This window comes from Pseudoalteromonas sp. SR43-2, assembly GCF_014163885.1.
Lineage (GTDB): Bacteria > Pseudomonadota > Gammaproteobacteria > Enterobacterales > Alteromonadaceae > Pseudoalteromonas > Pseudoalteromonas distincta.
Map to the genome: position 1 here is coordinate 65,859 of NZ_JACJED010000019.1, position 23,834 is coordinate 89,692.

Genomic DNA, 23,834 nt, shown 5'->3' on the forward strand with positions numbered 1-23,834 from the left:
TCCGGTAACTAATATCAGTATACGTTTTGTAATGTTTAGAGGCTATTAACTTGCGACTAATTAAGTCTTAACTGCTTTAAACTAAAACCTAAATTTATATCGGTGCGTAAACTAACCAAGTGCTTTGAAATTACGTACATATCCATATTAGCGGCTAACTTTGCTTTAATACTCGGGCTTAGAGACTCATCTTCGGCTGCTTGTTCAATTGAGTTATAGTTATTAACTATTTGCTGCGCAGATTTAGTACCTATTCCTTTAACTCCCGGAATATCATTTGTTTTATCGCCCGCTAATGCCCAAAAATCAACGAGTTTATTTTGCTCAACACCAAAACGCTCTTTTATACTTGTCTCATCTAGATAGAGCTTTTTAAAGTAATCGTAAACTGTAATGTAAGGGCTAATATAAGGTAAAAAGCCTTTATCAGTAGAAACAACAGTGCTCGTTATTTGATTATTTGATGCCTTAAAGGCAAGCGTCGCAATAATATCATCAGCTTCATCGTTAATAGGCTCAAATACTACAATACCTGTTTCTTCAATTGCGGCTTTAAAATGCAATAGAGCATCTTTTAATACTTGGGGCATTGGCGCGCGTGAGTGTTTGTAGTCTTTATAAAAATGATAACGCCAGCTTTTGTCACCATCGAACACAGCAATGGCATGGGTTGCATTACTCGTATCTAAAAGCTTTTTACAGGCGTGGGCTACACGTGCACAGCACGTTTGTATCATTTGCTCGTCGCTATGATGTTTTTGATTCGCGTCAACGGCGTAAATGCGCCTAATTAAATTAAGCGCATCAATAAGAAGTAAATGGGGTTTCAAACTATAAAACTCATGCTTTTATTTTGTAACATGGAACATATTTACTACCAGGGAGCTTCATGCGACCTTGAAGAACAAATGCCTGTAATAATTTATCCATATTTGTCATAAGGGCAGGTTCGCCACTTAAAATGTATGGACCGTTTAGTTTAATGGCTCTAACGCCTTCGTCTTTTACATTACCAGCAACAATACCAGAGAAAGCTCTACGCAAATTAGCCGCGAGTAGCTGTTTAGGCTGATCAAGGTGTAAATCTAGACTTGCCATATTTTCATGTGTTGGTGCAAAAGGTTGTTGAAAGTCGTTATCTATTTTTAATGTCCAGTTAAAGTAGTAGGCATCACCTTCACTTTTACGGTAATCACGAACATTAGCCATCGATGACTTTAGTTTTTGACCGACTAATTCAGGATTATCAATAATTACTTCAAACTTATCCAAGGCTTCCTTACCAAGTGTCATTTCAACGAACTCGCATAGCTCTTTAAAGTACGCCTCGCTTTGTTTGGGGCCAGTTAAAATAACAGGTAAACATTGCTTAGTATTATCTGGGTGCAACAATATGCCTAATAAATATAACAACTCTTCAGCAGTACCTGCGCCACCAGGAAAAATGATAATTGCGTGAGCTGTTCTAATAAAAGCTTCAAGGCGTTTTTCAATATCAGGTAAAATAACGAGTTCGTTTACAATAGGATTTGGTGGCTCGGCAGCAATAATGCTTGGCTCTGTTAAACCTAAGTAGCGATTATCGGTGTTACGTTGCTTTGCGTGGCCAATAGTTGCGCCTTTCATTGGGCCTTTCATGGCACCAGGACCACAACCGGTACAAATATTTAATCCACGTAAACCAAGTTCGTAACCTACTTGTTTTGTGTACTTATATTCAACCTCGTTTATTGAATGTCCGCCCCAGCAAACAACCATGTTAGGCTCGCTTTTAACACGCAGTGCACCTGCATTTCTGAGCATATCGAACACCATATGGGTTATGGCTTTTTGCTCTTTTAAATCTTTTTCGTATTTTTGACAAATAAACAAAATATCACGAATAACAGAAAATATATGTTCGTGAATACCTGTAATTATTTCGCCATCAACAAATGCGGTTTCGGGTGGGTTTTCAAGCTCAATTTTAATACCTCGTTCGCGGCTTACTAAACGAATATCAAAATCTTTGTATTTGTCGTATATATCGTTACTGTCGTCGGTATGGCTACCTACATTGAGGACTGCAAGTACGCAGTTTCTAAATAATTTATAACGCTCACTAGCAGACGATTGCTCTAATAAATCAACTTCTAATTGCGACAGTAAATCTAAAACCCCAGTTGGGTTTAACTGTATTAACATAGACGTGCTCCTACTACTAAATCGTAAAACTACTTGTCATAAAAGTTATAATAGCTATGACATTATTTACTGGTACAAAGTCTATCTCGCCCTGAATTTTTGGCTTCGTAAAGTGCATCATCAGCTCTATCAAATGCCTTTAATAGGGTATCGCCTTTTTTAAATTGAGTTGCACCTACCGAAATAGTGATCTCAATTTGTTTTTCTCTAAATTTAAAAGGTATATTTTTAATTACCTTTCTTACTTTATCCAGGGGTAGGGTTGCGTTTTCAAGCGACACACCTGGCATTAATAGTACAAATTCTTCACCGCCATAACGCGCTATAAAATCAGACTTTCTTACTGATTTTTGCAACGCTTTTGATATAACTTGTAAGGTAATATCACCTGCGGTGTGGCCAAATCTATCATTAATAGATTTAAAGTGGTCAACATCAATAACTGCAAGCGTAACATCTGATGGCTGCACATTAAACAAATGCATTTCGTGATTGTAACGTTCGTCAAATGCAGCCCGGTTAGGCAGTTTTGTAAGCCCATCTAGTAAGCTTTTAAAGCGCTGTTCATTTAAGCGTTTTTTATACGTTGTTAACTTATCTTCTAAAGTAACAATTCGAGTATTTATTTCATTAAAGCTAGCGCTAAGCATTTCTCTGTCTTTTCGTTCTAACTTTTCTTTTGCTATAAAATCTTCGCTTATTGATTTTAATTCGTTATCTACGAGTTCTTTTAAAGATGAGATTGATGTAGCTTTTTGCGTTTGCTCATTAAGATTTTTTATTTTTAGTTCAATGCTTTTATTAAGTGAGTCAAACTCAACCTCCATAGACTCAGAGTGCTTGCTAGTTGAGACGATAGAGTTATGAAGATCTTCGAGGGTTTGATTTAATGAAACTAAAAAGCTTTGCGCGGATTTACGCTCTTTACTTATATTTTTAACCACTACATCAATAATACTAATTGCAACATCAAGTAATGTATCGATTGAGTCACTTTCTGTAATATTATTTTTTATATTATTAATTTGTAGCGTAGCTTCTTCTTCAAGTATAAGTTCATTTGCGAGCTCAAGTAGTTTTTTTGCACGCGCCTGTTTTACTGGGCGCTGCTGATCAACTTGAGGGTCTTGTTTGGTAAGCAACGCTTCATGATAAAAGCTAATAAGTTGATCAAGTAGCGGAATGTAACCATGAGTTGAATGAACGTTATTAATCTCGTGATCGAGTAAATTTCTTAGAGTTCTACGGGTATCGTCAGGTAAACCTTTAGTTTTTTGTAATTGTTTACCGGCACTTTGAACACTGTTGAATAAATTACGTTGCTGAGCTTGTTGAATCGATTCTTGGTTTTTAAGTAGGACTAAAGTTTCACTAATAAGGGGAGCAAGGTTTTCAAAACTCATGCCTTTATTAAGCGCACTTCTAAATTTGGCGAGGCGATTATCTAACTCGATATCTAGTCCTTTACAGCTCAACGATAGTTTAGCTGTAAAGTCACATAGAACATCTACTTGATGTTTACGAGCACTCTCAACAGCCATACGCGCATCAATTGCTTGTTTTAGCTTTTTATCTGTTGCGTTAGATCTTTGTGACACCTAAGCATACCGCCATCAAATTAATTTCATTATCTTCAGTTTACAACAAATTTTTATTATGTGTAGTTATCTAGTAAAAAACTTAGAAATTTTAATAAGCTACTACTTATAAACTCGTATATAGGGTCATTTATCGTATTTAATTCACTTTTAAATAGGGGCTTGTTAGTCTTGTAAGCAATTAAGTTTCCACTAAGAGTCTCTATGAAAAAGTTATTAGCCCTTTCAATTTTAGCTGCATGTTCTGCACCTGTATTTGCCGATGTAAATTATTCTTTAGAAATTTCGCAGCCACAGCATCATTTAGGTGATGTAAGTGTTGAATTTCCAAAAACAGCGCAAGCACACCTTGATATAAAACTTCCTGCGTGGCGCACGGGTCGCTACGAAATGTTAAACCTTGCAAATGGCATTCGCTACTTCAAAGCCAAAGATGAAGATGGCAAAGAACTAAAATGGGAAAAAATAGATCACAGTACATGGCGTGTACATCTTAATGAACCTACAGAAGTTAATGTTGACTACCAAGTGTATGCAAATGAGCTTGGTAAACGTGCTCGCCACATTGACGACAGCCACGCATTTATAGATGCGTCAGGCTTTTTTATGTTCAGTGACTCGTTTCGACAAGAGCCTGTAACCGTTAATTTAGACGTACCTAAAAAGTGGCGTTCTGTATCGGGTATGGACAATTTAAAAGGCAAAAACTCATTTAAAGCTGCCGATTACGACGTACTTGTTGATTCACCAATCGAAACGGGTATTAACCAACTACACACATTTGAAGTAGAAGGGCGTGAATACGACTTAGTTGTTTGGGGCGATGGTAACTACGATGTAGATCTAATGCTTACAGATCTTAAAAAATTAGTTGCCACGGGTAATGTAATTTGGGATGACTACCCGTATGAACGTTATGTATTTATGGTGCATGCAACATCAGGTGCTGGTGGTGCAACAGAGCATCTAAATTCAACAATTATTCAACGTCCACGTGACCGATTTGGTAGTCGCGAAGATTACTTAGGTTTTATTAGCACAGCCGCACACGAATTTATTCATACATGGAATGTAAAAGCATATCGCCCTCAAGGTTTAGTGCCATACGATTACACTAATATGAATTACTCTAAACTGCTTTGGATTGCAGAGGGTTCAACAAGTTATTTTGAAGATCATTTATTAGTGCGCTCAGGCATTCAAACAACGGATGAATTTTTTAAAGTGATGAGTAAAACAATTAATCGTCATTTGCAAACACCGGGCCGTGAAGTACAAAGCGCAAGCGAAACAAGCTTTGATAAATGGATTAATCAAGGTGGCGATCACGCACGTAACTACAGCACTAATATTTACTCAGAAGGTTCGTTACTTTCACTTGCCTTAGATATCGACCTACTTGAAAAAAGCCAAGGTAAAATAAGCTACCGCGACGTACACAAAGCACTTTATAACAATCATAAAATGCCCGCTGGATTTACAGATACAGATGTACTTAATATTTTAAAAGATTTAACAGGACGTGATTATTCAAGTTGGTGGCAAGAAAATGTTGAGTCGCCTGCAAGTATTAACTTTGACGACTTACTTACTAAAGTAGGTTTAAAATTTGAGCGGCCTGAAAAAGCAAAAGCGCTTGCAAGTATTGACGCTACCGCTAAAAATACGGGCGAGTTACTGACGTTAAGTTATGTACGCCGTGGTGGCAGTGCGTGGAAAGCGGGTTTAACTACCAATGATAAAATTGTTGCTATAAACAAACATCATGTAGGTAAAGATTTAAAAACCAGCCTAGAGACGTTTAAGGCGGGCGATAAAGTAACCATTGACTATCTTCGTCGCGATGCTCTTGAAAGCTTAACATTAGTATTATCAGAAGATTTTGATAAGCCTAAAAAAGTAGTTGCTGATAAAGAGGCAACGCCTGAGCAAAAAGCACTATTTAAAGCATGGATTGGCGTGGAACATCCAAATGATGTGACAAAAAAATAAATTCAGTTTTTATAGCATTTAAATATAGTTAACGATTATTAAAAAAGAGCTTCGGCTCTTTTTTTGTTTTGCATAATGACGTATAAAATGTACATGGAGATTTAATATTAAAATTAAATTTAATTATTATTTAGTATTTTCCTATTATTAAATAAAATTATTTATGGATATAGCCTTAAAATGAAATTAGATAACCCGACTTCAAACTTAACCCATCAATTTGTAATTAACGACTATTTGCATCAGTTATTTGATGCGGTAAATGTTATTTCTGTTCAAGGTTATGACAATGAGCGTCGTGTTATTTATTGGAATGAAGGCAGTGAGCGACTTTATGGATATACCAAAGAAGAAGCCATAGGGCAAAAAATAGAAGACCTTATAATTCCAGAGCCAATGTGTGAGTTAGTTATTAATGCGCATAGTGACTGGGTAGAAAAAGACATAGAAATTCCAGCATCTGAAATTATTTTACAAGACAAGAATGGAAATGATGTATCCGTTTTTTCTAGCCATGTTATGTTTACAAATCAATATAATACAAAGCAAATGTACTGTATTGATATTGATTTATCTGAGGTTAAAAAGGCACAGGCAGATGCGTCATTTAATGAGCATATGCTAAAAACTATTTTTGGGGCAATTCCTGACTTATTTTTCTTGATGGAAAATGATGGAACTATTATTGAGTATCATGCCAGTAATGAGACCGACCTTTATACCAAGCCAAAGCTGTTTATTGGTAAAAAAATGGGGGATGTACTCCCTCAAGATGTAGCCAAAAAATTTGAAACTTATATCAGCCTCGTATTAGAAAAAGAGCAGATGATGAGCTTTAATTACGAGTTGACCTTGCCCCATGGGCTCGTTTATTTTGAAGCAAGAATAAATAAAATAACAGAACATAACCAGTTAATGGTTATTATTCGAGATATTACAGAACAGCATAAATCAGATGAACTAATTAGACATCAAGCGTATTACGATAGTTTAACTTCGCTTCCAAATCGTTTTTTAGCACTAGATCGTTTGTCGCAATTACTTATTGAAGCAAAAAGAAATAACGAAAAAGCTGCGGTACTGTTTTTAGATTTAGATGATTTTAAAAAAATAAATGATTCTTTAGGCCATGAAACAGGAGACAAACTTTTAATTGAATCAGCGCAAAGGCTACAAGATGCACTACGAAAAGAAGACACGGTAGGGCGCCTAGGTGGAGATGAGTTTATCGTATTATTACGAGGTATAACTGATCATCATGCTGCGCTAAAAATCACTGAAAAACTGCTCAATAATTTTAGGGCCCCTTTTAAAATTGAAGGCCGAGAACACATACTAACAGCAAGTATTGGTGTAGCCATATACCCAGAAAATGGTACAACCGTTGCTGATTTATTAAGAAACGCTGACACTGCAATGTATCAAGCAAAATCATATGGTCGTAATACTTATTCATTTTTTACTAAAAAGATGAATGTAATTATTCAGCGCCGACTCGTAATAGAAGAGCAGATGCGTGGCGCCCTTGAACGTAATGAATTCGAGTTATACTACCAACCCCAATTTGACGCCAAAAATAAACACATCATTGGCGCAGAAGCGTTATTACGCTGGCATAACCCTGTGCTAGGTAATGTAACACCCGATGAATTTATACCTATTGCCGAAAATACAGGATTAATTGTACCCATTGGCAAGTTTGTAATTAGCCAAGCATTAGATTTTTTAAACACATGGCAAAATACTTGTAAACGAAAACAGCAATACACTATTGCCGTTAACTTATCACCTCGCCAATTTAGAGACGTGGGATTACTCAGCTTTATTCAAAACTCACTAAGTGAAGCAAACGTAAACCCCGAACATTTAGAGCTTGAAATAACTGAGGGAGTATTGATGAGTTGCCACACTAATGTTGTTGATATATTGACTGAAATAACAGCATTAGGCATTAACTTATCAATGGATGACTTTGGTACGGGTTATTCGTCATTAAGTTATTTAAGAGAATATCCTTTTAATGTACTCAAAATAGATAGAAGTTTTATTGATGGTATTGTACTAAATAATGAAGACCGTAATCTCGTAAAGGCAATTATTGCCATGTCGCACAGCTTAGGACTGACAGTGGTAGCCGAAGGTGTAGAAACAAAAGAGCAGCATACTTTGTTGAACGCATTGGGTTGTGATTTTATGCAAGGCTTTTACTTTAGCAAACCGATTCCAGCTAAAGAATTTATTAAATTTTCACAAAATGCTATGTAAAAAACGTTATATTGTAACAAATAGTTACACGGCTATTGACCTAATTAGCTACTGACGAGTAACCTGTTATAGAAACAAATAAAAAGGATTCTATAATGCGTTTAAAACCTCTTGTAGCTACATTAGCAGCCACATTTGCACTATCACTTTCAAGTAGTGCCATAGCCGACGAAGGCATGTGGCAACCACACCAACTTCCAGAGTTAGAATCAATTTTAAAAGCCAAAGGGCTTGAAATTGATGTTGAATCTATTTCTAAATTAACCGAATTCCCAATGAATGCGGTAATTAGCCTAGGTGGCTGTACAGCATCGTTTGTATCGCCTAAGGGTTTAGTTGTGTCAAACCATCACTGTGTTTATGGCTCGGTACAATACAATTCAACACCTGAAAACAACATTTTAGAAAATGGCTTTTTAGCTAAAAGCCCTGCTGAGGACTTACCAGCAGCGCCGGGTTCACGCGTATACGTCACAGAAACAGTTACTAATGTGACTGACAAAGTTAGTAAAGGTATTGAAGAACTAAGCGGTAAAGCACGCTACGACGCAATAGTAAAAAACGAAAAAGCGCTAGTAGCCCAGTGTGAAGCCGACGAAAGCTACCGTTGTAACGTGTATTCGTTTCATGGTGGTTTAGAGTTTTACCTAATTAAGTCACTTGAAATTAAAGACGTACGTTTATCTTATGCACCAGCTATGGGCGTAGGTAAATACGGTGGCGATATAGATAACTGGATGTGGCCGCGCCACACAGGCGACTTTGGTTTTTACCGAGCTTATGTAGGCAAAGATGGTAAACCAGCAGAATACAGCGAAGACAACGTACCTTACGTACCTGACTCTTACCTAAAAGTAAGTGCCAAAGGCGTGCAAGAAGGCGACTTTGTAATGGTTACAGGCTACCCAGGGCGTACTAACCGCTACCGTATAGCAACAGAGGTAGATAACGTATTTAACGACAGCTACCCTAAAGCACGCGTTCATAACTCAAAATACGTGTCGCTTATTGAAGAAAACTCAGAAGACGGCAGTAAAGCGCGTATTGCTTACGAAAGCACCATTGCAGGTTATAACAACTATATTAAAAACTATGGTTCGATGATTGAAAGCTTCAAAAAAGGCACTATGCTTGAGCGCAAAAAACAGTTTGAGCAAGACCTAACACAATGGATCAATAGCGATAGTGAGCGTAAAGAGCAATACGGAAGCGTATTAGGTGAGCTATCTGAGCTAATTGTACAATCACAAGAGCACAGTGAACGCGACCGAATGTTAGGTTATGTACATCGCTCACAGATGATCAGTACAGCACGACGTTTATACCGCCTAGCTTACGAAAAACAAAAGCCAAATAGCGAACGTGAATCTGGTTATCAAGAACGTGACTTACCTCGCATTAAAGCAGGGCTTGAGCGCATGACGCGCCGTTATGATAGCAAAGTAGATAAAGCTATTTTACTGCACTTTTTAGAGCTGTATGCAGCACTTCCAAAAGAAGAGCGCTTTAGCGAGGTTGATAACGTATTTAAAGTACAAAATGGGTTTGATAAAGCAACCCAAAGCGCGTTACTTGATAGCATGTATGAACAGTCAAGACTCGATAATGCCACTGTTCGCAATTCATTATTTGAGCAATCGTTTAGCCAGCTAAATCAAAGCCAAGACCCATTTGTGCAGTACGCTAAAGCAATATTTAAAGTAATGAAAGCAGAGGAAGATAAATCAAAAGCACTTGCAGGTAAATTACAAGCAGCTCGCCCAGAGCTAATGAGCGCAATCATTGCGTTTAACAAAGCTAAAAACAAACCTGTATACGCCGATGCCAACAGCACACTACGAGTAACCTATGGCACCGTAGGCGGCTACTCACCTCAAGATGGCTTGGTAGCAACACCGTTTACATCGCTTGAAGGATTACTCGCTAAAAACACCGATGTTGACCCATTTAATGCACCTAAAAAGTTACAAGAGCAAATTAAAGCCAAGCTTTACGGTGATTACACGGGCGGCATGAATACAGTACCTGTTAACTTTTTATCAAATGTAGACACTACCGGTGGTAACTCAGGTTCGCCAACACTTAACGGTAAAGCAGAGCTTGTAGGCTTACTGTTCGACGGTGTTTACGAAAGTATCATTGGTGACTGGGATTACAACCCTGAGCTTAATCGCTCAATTCATGTTGATTCACGCTACATGCTGTGGGTAATGGATAAAGTAGATAATGCACAAAACTTGTTAGACGAAATGACAATCGTAAAATAAGTAATTAGTGAGATAACAGAAGGGCGCTTACCGTAAAGGAAGCGCCTTTTTTGTTGGTATTTGATTCGTTTATGACTGCTAAGTGCCATGATCGGATAATCGAAACCTTAGTCGCTTGTTATATTTAAATTTTACGCTCAAAGGCTAGATATAAAGTTGCAAATAAAAAACCACTAAAGCCTTTTTCCATTTTTGATAACACCCACCCATCTCTTGCCAACTCGTTTGCTTTAGCGTTTGCTCTATTTAACATACCACCTGTAGCCCAGATTTGAGAAACTGCAATAAACTTATACTCCATGTAACACTCCTTTAAATATAACTGCTTTATCAGAGGACTCTTTCTCTATTTTTAAGCGAAAACGTCCTTATTTTATGAGCTTCTATTAATAGCAAAAAGCATAAGTTATTGCTAGCTATATATATTATGCATATGATGGGTTATTTGAACATATAAAAAAGGGGGGAAGTAGTCATTAATTAATTACTCACTCAATGACTGATTCTCGCTCACAGCAGGCTTCAGCAAAGTGCGACTTGCTGTCATTTAAATAGAAATTAGCAAAGGCGACCTCATTTTCTTACCTTTTTGTTGGTGTTTGACTCGTATATTTATGGCTGCTAAGTGCCAATTGCAGACGGTCAGGAACCATAATATCTGAAGTCAAGATTTGATCTCTTGTCTTCCATTCAAGATTTAAAATATGATTAATTTAATAAGAGTGCTACCGCTAACTTCGCTATCGTTAGTATGCAACTCACAGACATTGGTGACGCCCTGTTAAGGTGTGACCAACGCAACGACGCTGTAAACCACTTTAAACACTAGATGCACAAAATAGTAAAATGCTTCGCGTTGCGAATCGTTCCTGTAACAGCTTGTTATACAATAGTTACAGGAACCAAAACTGTCGTATCAAAGTCTTTGGCTTTCTTCTTGCTTTCAGCCTCAATTACGTCATCTGAAAGACCAACGAACTCTTCAGCCTTGGAAATAGTGCGGGTAATATGTTCCCAATTTAATCGACCAGTTATGGATGACTGACTATGTGCTATTTCGTTGCGAACAATTTCAAGTTTTTCTAAAAAAATTTTAAAGTTTGTTTTACTAAACCTAAACCTAGCTAAGAATTTGGGAGTCTTCCTAAGAATTTCTTTTTTGTCACAAAGCTGAGCACACTCAACCATAGCGAGATAATCACTACTCCCTCGACGAAGTTCAATAGTTTCATTTACTTTAGTTTGCCTATCTTTGTTTAAAGTCTGAAGCCAAGTGTCGTTGGGATAGTAGTAATTAATCCAAAAATTTACATGTAATTCAACTAAAGAAATTACACCAAATAGATATGTCCTTGGAATTGGCTTATTCAGATCTGAACGTGAAACAATACCCACTATTTGACCATCACGAGTTACATACTTAGATTCAGTTGTCTCCAAAATCTGGAGCAGATGAACTAATGAGGTATTTTCATCTATTTTATGTTCTTCTTCTATATCCTTTACATATTCGGCTACTAAGCCTTGATTCAGAGCTTTTCTTTCTATTTGTCCGACAATATCACCATCATCATTAACGACACATGTCACATCAAAATCTCTCGATTCGAGCGCATGTTTTGCGTGGGGTGCACTATCTGTTTCTTTGCAGCAAAGTACTGGTTCGAACAATGAAAGTAGCTTCGCATTTTCAACGAAAATGCCATGTAGAGACTCAAACCTAGTTCCCTGACGTCGATAACCTGTTTTTGGCGACATCCAAAGTTGGTAACCCATGTAGATAAATCCTAATTGTTATATAACGCGGTGAGTAATGGTTGGCTAAGATGTGGAGTGGAGCGAAGCGAAATTAATCCAATTACTTCGAACCCGACTTATGGTCTTATTATAAAACGGCATTCTTCTTTCGCTCTCGACGATAGGAAATTTTAAAAGATGGCAATTCAATGAAATAACTATATTTATCGCTGTTTACAACCACGCAATCTCTAGAGGTGAGACTTATACCATATTTTTCTTTTGTATCTCGGTATATTTTCTCTGTAAGTTTATATATTTCTAATGAGTTTTTTCTTAGGGTATACCATTGAAAAAGCGAATATAAAATCAAAATAAATCCAGCAACAATACCAAATTTCAAATTAAATACATAAGCTATCACTGAAGCATCCTTCATACATATAGCTTGACCGACTGCTAATGAGCTAATGATTGCACTCCACTTGAATTTTTCACGCTGTTTAGAAATTAGTCTCCGTTGAGATAAGTGATATTCTCGTTCTTCCGTTAAACTTAAAATTTTATCTAATTCAGCATCTTTAAAAGGGGGAGATGTAAGTTCATTTATGTGCATATAAAGTTTCCCTTAATATAAATTAACTATTGAACTGGACTTCCCGTGTAGAGTATATCATACGCTTAATTACTCGACGCAAAAAAAGACCTCAGGGTCAAATCTTGACTTCATATATCATAATTTTTGACAGGCGGCTTCTCGCTACAACCCGAGCTTCGTCAATGTTCCATAAGCTGCCGTTTGCTTATGCAATTTTAATAGCAGCTATGGTTCCGGAAAGGATCAACTTTAACTGCTTGTATGGACCTGTCAGTGTTGAATTGCAGGAATTATAACTTCAGCTATGTATAATCCGGACGCTACTAAATAAGTTACTACAGGAATGCCGTACTCTAGGAGCATTAGATCCCGGAAAGTGCGGTTTGAAGACTCGATAAGTATCTTTCTGTCTGCCTCGTAATCTTCAAGCCATTTTGTAAGCTCATTATTTGTGAACTTGTTCGAAGTTATCTCTTCGCCACTTTCGATCTTTCTAGATAAGGTGTCAATTCCACGCTCGTATTTATCGAAAATATCAAAGCTACGTGCGAGTTTGTATTTAGCAAAATCAGAATGAGCAAACTTGACGAAGTACACTAAGTAATACGTCGCAATGAGAACTAGTGGTGTGATAGGGCTAGTGGATGTGCTTTCAAATTTTAGCCAGCCAATCTGTGTTAGTTGAACGCCAGCGATTAGCAAATAGGCAGTAATGCTTGAAAATAAAAGGAGTTTTGCTCGATGTTTTCTTGTATTTTCAGAAATAGGCTCTTTAAAAATAGAACTAAGAACCCTGTTTGTATCTGACTTTCTTGTTTTCAGCCCTGTATCGACAACAATTGTTCCCATGATTAATCCTTATTTTATGAGGCAATGATCCGAAGGTTTGGACTTCCCAGCTTTCAATAGACAGTTTTTAACTCAGAATAATACGCTTACTCAAACTTAGCAGGTGAAACACCGCTCGTGTGTGAATGACGCTTTTTTGGATTGTAAAACATTTCTATAAAATTGAATATCTCAGTTTTCGCATCTTCGCGTGTCGAATATATCTTAAGCTTAATTATTCGTTTTTTAATCGTTGCGAAAAAGCTTTCAGCAACCGCATTATCATGAATATACACTCGAAGAGCAGTTTGACCAATCTATTAACGACGATATTTAGCCAACCTCAATGACCGCTTTTCGCTCCGAGCTGCCATTAACTTTAATCACCTCACCTCAACATCCTTTAATATATTTCATGTGCATTTTATAACCAAGAAGTGCTAGGTTAGTGGTAAATTAATTGAAGGAAATAATTATGAAATTAGAGTCATTAGCACTGCACCACGGTTACGAATCTGAGCCTACGACTAAATCGGCAGCGGTGCCTATTTATCACACTTCTTCTTATACATTTGATAACACGCAGCATGGCGCTGATTTATTCGATTTAAAAGTACCTGGAAATATTTACACCCGCATAATGAACCCAACCAATGCCGTACTTGAACAACGTATTGCCGCGATGGAAGGGGGCGTAGGTGGGCTAGCTGTTGCCTCTGGGATGGCCGCTATTACGTATGCTATTCAATGCTTGTGCGAAGTAGGCACTAATATTGTAAGCACCAGCCAAGTATATGGTGGTACGTATAACTTATTTGCACATACCTTACCTAGGCAAGGTATTGAAGCGCGCATGATTAAAGCCGATGACTTTATCGCGTTCGAGAATGCAATTGACGACAACACCCGTGCTGTTTTTTGTGAATCTATTGGTAATCCTGCAGGTAATATTGTTGATATTGAACGTTTAGCACGTATTGCACATAGCAAAGGTGTACCGCTTATTGTTGATAATACCGTGGCTACGCCGTATTTATGCCGCCCATTTGAGCTGGGCGCCGATATAGTGGTTCACTCACTTACAAAGTATATAAACGGGCACGGTACTGCTATTGGCGGCATGATTGTCGACTCAGGTAAATTTGATTGGAAAGCGAATGCCACGCGTTTTGCAATGATGAATGAGCCCGATCCGTCGTATCACAATGTGGTTTATACCGAAGCCTTTGCTGAAGCTGCATTTATTGGTCGCTGCAGAGTAGTGCCACTTAGAAATACTGGCGCAGCGATTGCCCCTAAAAACGCATCTGACATTTTAATTGGCCTTGAAACCTTAGGCTTAAGAATGGATCGCCACTGCGAAAATGCACAGCACTTGGCTGAGTATTTAGAAAATCATCCAAAAGTGCTTTGGGTTAATTACGCAGGGCTTAAATCAAGCCCGTATAACGAAATGAGTCAAAAAATTACCAGTGGTAAAGCATCCGGTATTTTAAGTTTTGGTATTGCTGGTGGCCTAGAAGCAGGTACTCGTTTTATTGATGCGCTAAACATGATTTTACGCTTAGTTAATATTGGCGATGCCAAGTCGCTTGCGTGCCATCCTGCGTCAACCACACACCGCCAATTAAATGATGAAGAGCTTGCTAATGCGGGCGTAAGCCGCGATTTAATCCGTTTGTCAGTCGGTATTGAAAACATTGCTGACATAATTGCCGATGTAAGCCAAGCGCTCGATAAAGCATAGTTACCTCACTACCTTTCATAAAAACTTTAAATCATAAAAAGCGTTAGTTGAAAATAAACTATCGTTTTTTATGTTTTTCTAAAACCAATTAACAAGTATACACCCTTATTTTATATACCTTTTTTATAAAACCTCCCTAAGAATTTTATATTTCTATCGTTTATTTTTCATTCATATGTCAATTTTGTATTGACACTAAGATTACTTACTACTACATTTGTAACAGTACCACTACAAGTGTAGTAATAGGAGCGACAATGAAACTTAGTGATTTTGAAATGGATATTATGCAGCTGCTCTGGCAGGAAGAACCCTGTACCGCGAGTCAACTACATAAAGTGCTTTTAGCTGATAAGCAAAAAGATAAAAAAGTAGCCTATACAACAGTTAAAACTATCGTAGATAGGTTAGAACACAAAGGGGCGATTGAGCGCTGTGGACATGAAGGTCGAGCTATTGTTTTTAGAACAATCGTGACTCAAGACACATTATCGGGGCAAGCTATGCCTAGTTTTATGCAACGATTTTTTAAAGGTAATTCTCGTAGTTTAATCGCCCACTTTATCAAAGAAGAAAAGCTAAATGATGAAGATATAGAATATTTACAAACGCTTTTAAAAAATAAGAAGTTAGATTAAAGGAGAGGGTAATGACGGATTATTTACTAACTTGCACACTTATTAGCTTATGTATTTTGCTTACAGTAAAAGGACTAAAAAATGCCCCAGCACGATTAAACTTTTACATTTTAATGACTGCCTTGGTATGTTGGTTTGTCCCTTGGCAGTACTTTTCCCAGTTATCGTTATTTGAAGGGGAAAATCGTTACACATTCAACGTGGCGCAATTGATTCCCGATGTTAAAGCATTAATACCAAGCGCTGAACAAGTAACAAAAGGCGAGTTACAAACCGATATGAGTATATGGGACTTTTTACCATCACTTAATAATGTTTTTATGGTTTTAGTATTAGCTGGTTTTGGATTGTTTTCATTACGCATGAGCCTTTATGTAAAGCTTATAAAAAACTTATACATTAACTCAAAGCCAAGTCCTGAACTTAAACACATTAACAATCAGTATCCAATTAGACTAACAACCCATACAGAACCTGCTTTTGCTACAGGGTTAATAAAGCCTGTTATTTGGCTAGAGTCGACGATGGTAAATCGTGAAGAATTAGATTCAGTAATTCAACACGAAGTAACTCATTTACAACAAGGCGATATTTATTGGACGTGGCTTATTTGTTTTATAGAAAGCGTTTTTTGGTGGAATCCTATTTGCCTAAAGTTAACTGGTTTAGCAAAAGAGCAACTCGAACTTAGCTGTGATGAGTTGTGTATGCAAAAGCTAAAAGGTAAATACCAATTGGATTTAGCAAGTTTATTGCTACAAGAGCAAAATGCTAAAAGCTCGCCTAACTTTTTTACCCCCCCACTTTTGAATATTGCTCATTCAAAGAGCTTTAATATTCAGAGGATCAAAATGTTAAACAAGGAAAAAACAATGAAAAGTAAATATTTGGTTATGGTTGCGGCGGCAATGTCTTTTAGTGCTTTAGCTGCAGCGCAAATTGTAGATGGTAGTTCAGATAACAAGCAGCCAAGTAATAATACGTCTCAGGCTCCTGTTAAAAGTGAAGAATATAAACAACAACTTGCACAGCTTCTAAAAAGTGCTGCTGGGGCAAAAAGTGATACCCCTGAACTGTTAAACCAAGCTGCGCAAGGCATTCAAGATTGGCACTTGAATAGAGACAAACTTACGGGGTTTGAAGAAGCTGAAATCAAACTACAAAGCTTTAGGCTGCTAAATCACGTTTACTCTAAACTTGAGCAATATGAAGACATACTGAGTTCTTACGAAAAATGGTACGAGCCGGGCAGTAACCCACCTTACTTTTTAAAAAATTCACTAGCAACGGCCTATATACAGCTAGGGCGTTATGAGCTTGCTGTTGCAGAGCTTGAAGATTTATCAAAACAGCTTGAAGGTAAGCTACATGTTGGCTCTGCTGATAACTTAGCACTGGCATACATTTACCTTGATGATTACGATAAAGCGTTAAAAACCCTAGAGAAGGTTGATGCAAAAGACGATGTATACGGAAATATCCTTAAATATTATGTTTATGATAAACAAAATAACCGTAAAAAGATGGATGAAATTAAAAGTAAAATCCCAGAAGCATTTGCAGTTACCCCCGCGTTATTACCACAAAGCGGCATACCTGGTTCGCAATTGTTGAGATTGCTATAAGTTTTTAATTACGATGAGGCTCGGAGTATCTGAGCCTCTGTTTAATGTTATTGGTACAAATACAGGTTTATTCATTAAAATAGGTCTAGGTTATTTAAATCTCTGGGTAATCGCTTAGCGATAACTTAAATAAAAATGGCTAAAAGTAGTGATTTTTCACAATAGTTGGTATGTTACAAGTAACATTTTATTTAATTGTGTGTGATGAAAAAAAACAAACGTTCTTCTCTTCAAGATATTGCCGATGCGGTTGGTGTAACCAAAATGACGGTGAGTCGTTATTTACGTAATCCGGAAAAAGTATCAGAGTCTACTCGCACTAAAATTAGTGCAGCTATTGATACGCTAGGTTACATTGCAAATAAAGCCCCTGATTTACTCTCTAATGCTAAAAGCTACTCTATTGGTGTACTAGTCCCATCGTTAACGAATCACGTGTTTGCTCAAGTTATAAAAGGCATTGAAGATGTAACAGGGCCTGCAGGGTATCAAACAATGTTAGCCCATTATGGTTATAACCCTGAAATTGAAGAAAAACGGGTTGAGTATCTATTGTCGTATCACGTTGATGGTTTAATTTTATCAGAAACCACACACACAGACAGAACGCTAAAAATGATTGAAACGTCAGGCGTACCTGTGATTGAAATAATGGATACGCATCACTCTCCTATGCAGCAAGCGATTGGTTTTGATAACGTTAAAGCCGCTTTTGATATGACGACGGCACTTTTAAATAAAGGCTATCGCAATATTGTTTATATAGGTGCAAGGCTCGATGTACGAACACGCCTAAAATTTCAAGGTTATTCAGATGCTATGTTAGCTAAAGGCTTTACGCCTAAAAGTGTGATGACTGATCAAGCTTCATCTTATAGTTTAGGCGCCGAACTTTTACAAAAAGCGCGTACTGACTACCCAAATACTGACTGTTTGTTTTGTACTAATGATGATTTAGCAATTGGGGCTATTTTTGAATGCCAGCGAAACAACATTTTAGTGCCTAGCCAAATGGGGGTTGTGGGTTTTCATGGTCATGATATTGGCCAAGCAATGGTGCCTCAATTAGCAAGTGTGATCACCCCTCGTTATCAGATAGGTAATGTTGCGGGAAGAGAGTTGTTGAGCCGGATTAATTCCGATTTGGATACTAGCATGAATTATAAGCAAGTAATTGATTCTGGTTATATAGTTCATCTAGGTGAAAGTGTTTAAATACTCTAATTATATGAGCCTAATTACCTGTGCCTAATTACCTGAGCCTAAATAACAAAAGGCTCAGGTAATTTTTATATGTGTGATGATAACTCTACATACTGTAATTTTACAAAAACAGAGAAATAAGCATAGCGATAAGTGCGCCAACAGTACCAATAATGGTTTCCATTACTGTCCACGTTTTAAGAGTTTGCATTTCGCTCAAACCGAGATAGCGACTCGCTAACCAAAATCCTGAGTCGTTTACATGGGAGAGCACAATAGAGCCCCCACCAATAGCGATAGTGACAGCGGCAAGCTGCGCTCCATCAAGGCCTAAAGGCTGAAGCATTGGAATAATTAAGCCACACGCTGTAAGCATAGCTACTGTCGCAGAGCCTTGAATGACACGTACAGCGGCTGATAATACAAAAGCGAGTATTACAATCGGTAAGCTTGAGCCAGCTAAGTAATTACCTAGTGCAGTACCTACTCCTGAATCAACTAATACTTGTTTAAATACCCCACCGGCACCAGTGACAAGAATAATAATTCCTGCAGGTTGTAAGGCACTACCACAAATTTCCATGATTCTAGCATTCGGGACACCGCGCCTTGCGCCGAGCAAATAAAATGCCATTAGGCAGGCAACTAAAATTGCTGTAAATGGATGACCTATAAAGGCTAACCAATTATATAAATCAGAGTCTTTTTCAACAAAGCGACTACCAATAGTATTTAAACTAATCATAATTAACGGCAGAGCAATTAAACCTAATGCTAATCCAAAACTAGGCGTCCCTTTACCAACTCTTTGGTTATCGTCGATTTGTTCGTGCTGTGGGAGTTCTACATGAATAGATTTTGAAATAATAGAGCCCCAAATTGGACCTCCTATAATCATTGCCGGTATGGCAGCAATAAGGCCAAATAAAATCATATAACCATAGTCAGCGCCTAATTGAGAGGCAACCAAAATCGGCCCTGGCGCAGGAATAAGAAACGCCTGACAAGATGCTATTCCCGCAAGTAGCCCAATACCAATTTTAACAACGCTGCCACCGCCTTTTCGTACCACAGCAAAAACAATACCGATTAAAAGTACAACGGCCACATCAAAAAAGAGGGGGAGGGCACAAATAAAGCCCGTAAAGGTAAGCGCCCAATTAGCGTTTTTTTCTCCAAAACGGTGTAAAAGTGTGTGGGCAATGCGATCCAGCGCGCCGGTTTCTTCCATAACTTTGCCAAACATGGCGCCTAAAGCGACCACCACCGCTACAAAGCCTAGTGTTCCGGCCATTCCTTTTTGAATTGTAGCGGCAATTATTTCTGGGCTCATTCCTGAGAGTAATCCTGCAATCATAGAAACAAGGATCAAAGAGACGACAGCATGTAGTCGTACTTTCATTACTAAAAAAAGCAATAAAAATATGGAGCCTACCGCTGTTAGTATTAATGATAAATCTGACATTTTTCCCTACTTATATTCAGTGTGAATTATGATGTTTAGTGTGTGTTTAACTTCACTTTCGTATTTGTTACGGGTAACATGTTACCCGTAACTCAATATAATATATACATTGAAAATAATTAATTATTAAATTAAGGCGAGGGGAAATACATGAGTAACACAAATGTAGGTCGTATTTATATTGTAATGGGGGTTTCAAGCACAGGAAAGTCAAGTGTGGGTGATGCATTAGCAAAGCGCATTGGCGCTAAATTTATCGACGGAGACGACTTACATCCCAAGGCTAATATATTAAAAATGTCATCTGGGCAGCCTTTAAATGATGCTGATCGTGTGCCTTGGCTCGAAAGAATACGTGATGCTGCATTTAGCATTGAAAAGAAAAATGAAGTCGCGGTAATAGTCTGCTCAGCATTAAAAAAGAAATACCGAGAACAAATATGTGATGGAAATACAGGCATTACCTTTTTACATCTTTTTGGTGATTTTGAGCTGGTTAAAAGCCGTATGCAGGACAGAAAAGGACATTTTATGCCTATTGATTTGCTCAAAAGCCAATTTGAAGCGCTAGAAGTTCCAAAAGAAGATGAGCTCAATGTTATAAATATAGATATTAATAACTCATTTGAGCAAGTAGTCGAAAGCTGTATTAGCGCAACTAAAATGAATAGCAACAAGCAAAAAGTTTTTAGTTAATCAGTTAACTGTTACTTTTAACATTTAGGGGCTTTATTTGTTATGAGTTAGCGTCTGCTCGTGGTGTTTCTAAAATCGCTTTTTTTTCATCTTCAGATAATATTATCCAATCAAAAATTTCTTCGTTAGTACGCCCACAACCGGTGCAGTAACCGCTGCGCCTTTCGCATATTCCTAGGCAATCAGTTTTAAATTTAGATTGTTTTTTGTTTTGATTTAATTGGCGCATATTAAAGTCCTAATGGTGGTGCAATTTCAAAGCGAGTAGAAAACCCGTTACCTTCTTGATTAGTAGCAAGTGTAATGACTGGGGTTTTAGTATCAAGTACAAAGGTGCTGTAAATTGAACTTGCTGTTTCTTTTTGGCTTTCCAACCAACCTGTTTTGGTTAAGCATTGGCGTAATTGCTTAGCCAGTTTTTGATGAGACTTTATTGTTTGCGTTTGTGTTTTAACAGGTGTTTGGCATTGGTAGCTTGCTTGCTCTGACTTATTTAAAGTAACCGTACAGTTTGCTCCAATCATATGAGTACTAGTACGCCATTGATTAGTAAACTGGTTATTTACTTTATCTGTTTTGATTGAATTAAAACCAGACTCATAACTGTTTATAAGGTTATTTATGGTGCTGCATTCATCGAGTGTTACTGTGGTTTTTACAGACTGATTCGTTGTAGTAGTAGTGGTTGTTGTAGTTGTAGTCTGATTAGTTTTGCTGGTACAGCCTGCTAAAATAAATGCGACAATAGAAGGAATAATAAAGTTTTTCATAGTTCACAGTAACCGATTAATTTAGCCACGCACTATATCACACGTGATTTACTGTAAAAATAAAAAGGCCCATATAAATATGAGCCTCTTTGTTAGTCGCAACTAATGCTATTTATGGCGACCTTGCAAGCATTTAACTACATCTTCAAGGGCTAAGCCTTGGCGTTGTAGCAATACTGTCAGGTGATAAATTAAATCAGCAGACTCGTTTGTTAGCTCATCGTTATCGTGTTTCATAGCGGCAAGGGCAACTTCTACGCCTTCTTCACCTACTTTTTGACAACTACGGCTTAAGTCTTTTGCAAATAATGACGCTGTGTAGCTTTTTTCAGGGTCGTCATTTTTACGCGCAACAATCACATCTTCTAACTGTGCTAAAAAGCTCAGGCTTGGTTTTGCATCATCGCCAAAGCAGCTTTGTGTGCCTAAGTGGCACGTTGGGCCTTCTGGGTTAGCAAGGACTAAAATTGAATCGTAGTCACAATCGGTATGCACAGATACTACGTTTAAGTAGTTTTCTGATGACTCGCCTTTAGTCCATAAACGCGATTTTGAACGCGAGTAAAACGTTACCTTATTAGTATCAAGCGTAACAGCGAGTGCTTCGCTGTTCATAAAGCCTTGCATTAAAATAACACCCGAGCGGGCATCTTGAATAATAGCAGGGATCATGTCACTTTTAGCGAAATCTACTTGAGCTTGGTTTTGTTGTGTTACTTGCATAATCTTGCTGCCACTTGGTTATCTATTAAAAATTGTTTTAGTTCGCCAATGTTAATCACATTTTTATGAAAAACGCTGGCAGCTAATGCACCATCTACTTTGCTTTGTTTAAATACATCAACAAAATCTTGCATACTACCCGCACCGCCAGAGGCGATTAAAGGAATGTCACACAGCTCGCGAATTTTACTTAGTTGCTCGTTGTCGTAACCGTTACGAACGCCATCTTGGTTCATACAGTTTAATACAATTTCGCCTGCGCCTAGGTCTTGTACGCGTTTAACCCATTCTTGTGTTTTATAGCGCGTACGGCTTGATGCATTAGGATCGCCAGTTAATTGGTAAACTAAATACTCGCCGGTAATTTCATCAAAAAAGCTGTCAATGCCGACTACAACACATTGCTTACCAAACTCATCGTGTAATTCTTTAATAAGTTCAGGACGCGCAATAGCAGGGCTGTTAATGCTTATTTTATCAGCACCGCGCTCAAGTACACGCGCTGCATCAGCCACTGATTTAATACCGCCCGCTACACAAAATGGAATATCGATATTACGTGCAATGCTCTCTACCCAATTCACATCAAGTAGGCGTTTTTCAACGCTTGCGCTGATTTCGTAAAAAACCAGTTCATCGGCGCCAGCTTCGCTATAGGCTTTAGCCATTGTTAAAATATCGCCAACTATTTCATGGCCTTTAAACTTAACGCCTTTAACTACTTGGCCGTCTTTAACGTCTAAACACGGAATTATGCGTTTTGATAACATGCCAGTGCCTCCTCAACGCTAAATGCGCCATCAAGCAATGATTTACCTAAAATAACGCCGCCCACACCAAGCTCTTTAAGCTTTTTAATGTCATCTAGTGAGCTTACGCCACCTGAAGCTTGCACTTTGATTGTGCTGTTGTGGCGAGTTAAATCTTCGTAAAGCTCAAACGATGGACCTGTCATAGTGCCATCTTTACTGATGTCCGTACATAAAAAATCAATAACACCTAAGCTTACATAAAAATCTACCAGCTCAAGTAAACCAAATTCAGATTCACTTAACCACCCGTGCGTTGCTGGTGCCCAGCCCGTGGCTGTTTTATTTACATCAAGAGCAATTACAAAATGCTCTGCGCCAAATTGCTCAATCCAGGCTTTTACTTGTTCGCGTTTTTCTACTGCCATTGAACCAATAACAACTTGGTTTGCACCAGCTTTAAGCCAATCACTTACATCTTGCTCTGAGCGAATACCCCCGCCCACTTGGTACGGTACGTTAAGTGCTTTGGTCGCAGCTTGAATATGTTTCCACTGTTTTTTATTTGGATCGCGTGCACCTTCTAAATCAACAAGGTGAAGTTTACCTGCGCCGCTGTCGGCGTATTCTTTTAAACGCGCGCCAAGTTCGAAAGGGTAAAACTGTGCTGTATCGTATTTACCTTGGTACAAGCGCACAATTTGATTTTGTAAAACGTCTAATGCTGGAATAATCACAAATAATCTCTT

General features: G+C 37.9%; 21 protein-coding genes and 1 pseudogene. 8 read left to right on the top strand and 14 right to left on the bottom strand.

The genetic code is table 11. The annotated features are described in order from the left end of the window. Positions 1–56: 56 nt before the first annotated feature. From xni to H5120_RS15445, 3 genes are all read right to left on the bottom strand, one after another. On the bottom strand, positions 57–830 hold the full coding sequence (gene xni, locus H5120_RS15435) for a flap endonuclease Xni (RefSeq protein ID WP_182675431.1): 774 nt from the start codon (positions 828–830) through the stop codon (positions 57–59). A gap of 10 nt (positions 831–840) precedes the next feature. After that, positions 841–2,184 (bottom strand): nucleotide 5'-monophosphate nucleosidase PpnN, encoded by a 1,344-nt coding sequence (gene ppnN, locus H5120_RS15440; protein WP_182672392.1) that lies wholly within the window; start codon positions 2,182–2,184, stop codon positions 841–843. A gap of 62 nt (positions 2,185–2,246) precedes the next feature. Further along, positions 2,247–3,782, bottom strand: a complete 1,536-nt coding sequence (locus tag H5120_RS15445) for a GGDEF domain-containing protein (RefSeq protein WP_182675432.1) — start codon at positions 3,780–3,782, stop codon at positions 2,247–2,249. Positions 3,783–3,986: 204 nt separating this feature from the next. Here H5120_RS15445 and H5120_RS15450 point away from each other — a divergent pair, with 204 nt between their 5' ends. The 3 genes from H5120_RS15450 to H5120_RS15460 all read left to right on the top strand — a co-directional run bounded on the left by H5120_RS15450 (position 3,987) and on the right by H5120_RS15460 (position 10,306). Beyond that, complete coding sequence (locus H5120_RS15450; RefSeq protein WP_182675433.1) at positions 3,987–5,774, top strand: M61 family metallopeptidase; 1,788 nt, start codon at positions 3,987–3,989, stop codon at positions 5,772–5,774. Positions 5,775–5,954: 180 nt separating this feature from the next. After that, positions 5,955–8,039, top strand: coding sequence for a bifunctional diguanylate cyclase/phosphodiesterase (locus tag H5120_RS15455; protein ID WP_182675434.1), 2,085 nt, complete (start codon positions 5,955–5,957; stop codon positions 8,037–8,039). Between the two features lie 95 nt (positions 8,040–8,134). Further along, entirely contained in the window at positions 8,135–10,306 is a 2,172-nt protein-coding gene (locus tag H5120_RS15460; protein ID WP_182675435.1) for a S46 family peptidase, read from the top strand. 124 nt (positions 10,307–10,430) lie between these two features. Here the strand turns inward: H5120_RS15460 and H5120_RS15465 are convergent, their stop codons facing one another. The 5 genes and pseudogenes from H5120_RS15465 to H5120_RS20315 form a co-directional block, all read right to left on the bottom strand. Beyond that, a complete protein-coding gene (locus H5120_RS15465) occupies positions 10,431–10,607 on the bottom strand; it encodes a hypothetical protein (protein ID WP_165722958.1) in 177 nt (58 codons plus the stop codon). Between the two features lie 581 nt (positions 10,608–11,188). Then, on the bottom strand, positions 11,189–12,082 hold the full coding sequence (locus tag H5120_RS15470; protein WP_182675436.1) for a CBS domain-containing protein: 894 nt from the start codon (positions 12,080–12,082) through the stop codon (positions 11,189–11,191). 109 nt (positions 12,083–12,191) lie between these two features. Continuing rightward, complete coding sequence (locus H5120_RS15475; RefSeq protein ID WP_182675437.1) at positions 12,192–12,659, bottom strand: hypothetical protein; 468 nt, start codon at positions 12,657–12,659, stop codon at positions 12,192–12,194. 252 nt (positions 12,660–12,911) lie between these two features. Further along, positions 12,912–13,490, bottom strand: coding sequence for a hypothetical protein (locus H5120_RS15480; protein WP_182675438.1), 579 nt, complete (start codon positions 13,488–13,490; stop codon positions 12,912–12,914). 86 nt (positions 13,491–13,576) lie between these two features. After that, positions 13,577–13,756 (bottom strand): annotated as a pseudogene (locus tag H5120_RS20315) (IS3 family transposase); the annotation flags it as partial. Positions 13,757–13,944: 188 nt separating this feature from the next. On the opposite strand from H5120_RS20315, the gene H5120_RS15490 reads away from it, so the two are divergent. From H5120_RS15490 to gntR, 4 genes are all read left to right on the top strand, one after another. Then, positions 13,945–15,216 carry an O-acetylhomoserine aminocarboxypropyltransferase/cysteine synthase family protein gene (locus tag H5120_RS15490; RefSeq protein WP_182675440.1) on the top strand — a complete coding sequence of 424 codons (1,272 nt, stop codon included), beginning with the start codon at positions 13,945–13,947 and terminating at the stop codon, positions 15,214–15,216. Between the two features lie 257 nt (positions 15,217–15,473). Continuing rightward, positions 15,474–15,854, top strand: a complete 381-nt coding sequence (locus H5120_RS15495) for a BlaI/MecI/CopY family transcriptional regulator (protein WP_004586391.1) — start codon at positions 15,474–15,476, stop codon at positions 15,852–15,854. A gap of 11 nt (positions 15,855–15,865) precedes the next feature. Continuing rightward, entirely contained in the window at positions 15,866–17,479 is a 1,614-nt protein-coding gene (locus H5120_RS15500; RefSeq protein WP_182675441.1) for a M56 family metallopeptidase, read from the top strand. Positions 17,480–17,683: 204 nt separating this feature from the next. Then, positions 17,684–18,694, top strand: coding sequence for a gluconate operon transcriptional repressor GntR (gntR, locus tag H5120_RS15505; RefSeq protein ID WP_182675442.1), 1,011 nt, complete (start codon positions 17,684–17,686; stop codon positions 18,692–18,694). 109 nt (positions 18,695–18,803) lie between these two features. On the opposite strand, the gene gntU is transcribed toward gntR, so the two are convergent. Next, a complete protein-coding gene (gene gntU, locus H5120_RS15510) occupies positions 18,804–20,147 on the bottom strand; it encodes a gluconate transporter (protein WP_182675443.1) in 1,344 nt (447 codons plus the stop codon). Between the two features lie 150 nt (positions 20,148–20,297). Here gntU and H5120_RS15515 point away from each other — a divergent pair, with 150 nt between their 5' ends. Further along, the gene (locus tag H5120_RS15515) at positions 20,298–20,843 is read left to right on the top strand and encodes a gluconokinase (RefSeq protein WP_182675444.1); all 546 of its coding nucleotides are present in this window, start codon (positions 20,298–20,300) and stop codon (positions 20,841–20,843) included. A 40-nt stretch (positions 20,844–20,883) separates the two neighbouring features. Here the strand turns inward: H5120_RS15515 and H5120_RS15520 are convergent, their stop codons facing one another. The 5 genes from H5120_RS15520 to H5120_RS15540 form a co-directional block, all read right to left on the bottom strand. After that, positions 20,884–21,072, bottom strand: a complete 189-nt coding sequence (locus tag H5120_RS15520; RefSeq protein ID WP_165723885.1) for a DUF1289 domain-containing protein — start codon at positions 21,070–21,072, stop codon at positions 20,884–20,886. A gap of 1 nt (position 21,073) precedes the next feature. Continuing rightward, positions 21,074–21,613, bottom strand: coding sequence for a hypothetical protein (locus H5120_RS15525; RefSeq protein ID WP_182675445.1), 540 nt, complete (start codon positions 21,611–21,613; stop codon positions 21,074–21,076). Between the two features lie 108 nt (positions 21,614–21,721). After that, positions 21,722–22,336 carry a bifunctional phosphoribosyl-AMP cyclohydrolase/phosphoribosyl-ATP diphosphatase HisIE gene (hisIE, locus tag H5120_RS15530; RefSeq protein ID WP_182675446.1) on the bottom strand — a complete coding sequence of 205 codons (615 nt, stop codon included), beginning with the start codon at positions 22,334–22,336 and terminating at the stop codon, positions 21,722–21,724. After that, positions 22,327–23,106 carry an imidazole glycerol phosphate synthase subunit HisF gene (gene hisF, locus H5120_RS15535; RefSeq protein ID WP_182675447.1) on the bottom strand — a complete coding sequence of 260 codons (780 nt, stop codon included), beginning with the start codon at positions 23,104–23,106 and terminating at the stop codon, positions 22,327–22,329. Before hisF ends, hisIE begins: the two co-directional genes overlap by 10 nt. After that, positions 23,088–23,822 carry a 1-(5-phosphoribosyl)-5-[(5-phosphoribosylamino)methylideneamino] imidazole-4-carboxamide isomerase gene (locus H5120_RS15540; protein ID WP_182675448.1) on the bottom strand — a complete coding sequence of 245 codons (735 nt, stop codon included), beginning with the start codon at positions 23,820–23,822 and terminating at the stop codon, positions 23,088–23,090. Before H5120_RS15540 ends, hisF begins: the two co-directional genes overlap by 19 nt. Positions 23,823–23,834 lie beyond the last annotated feature (12 nt).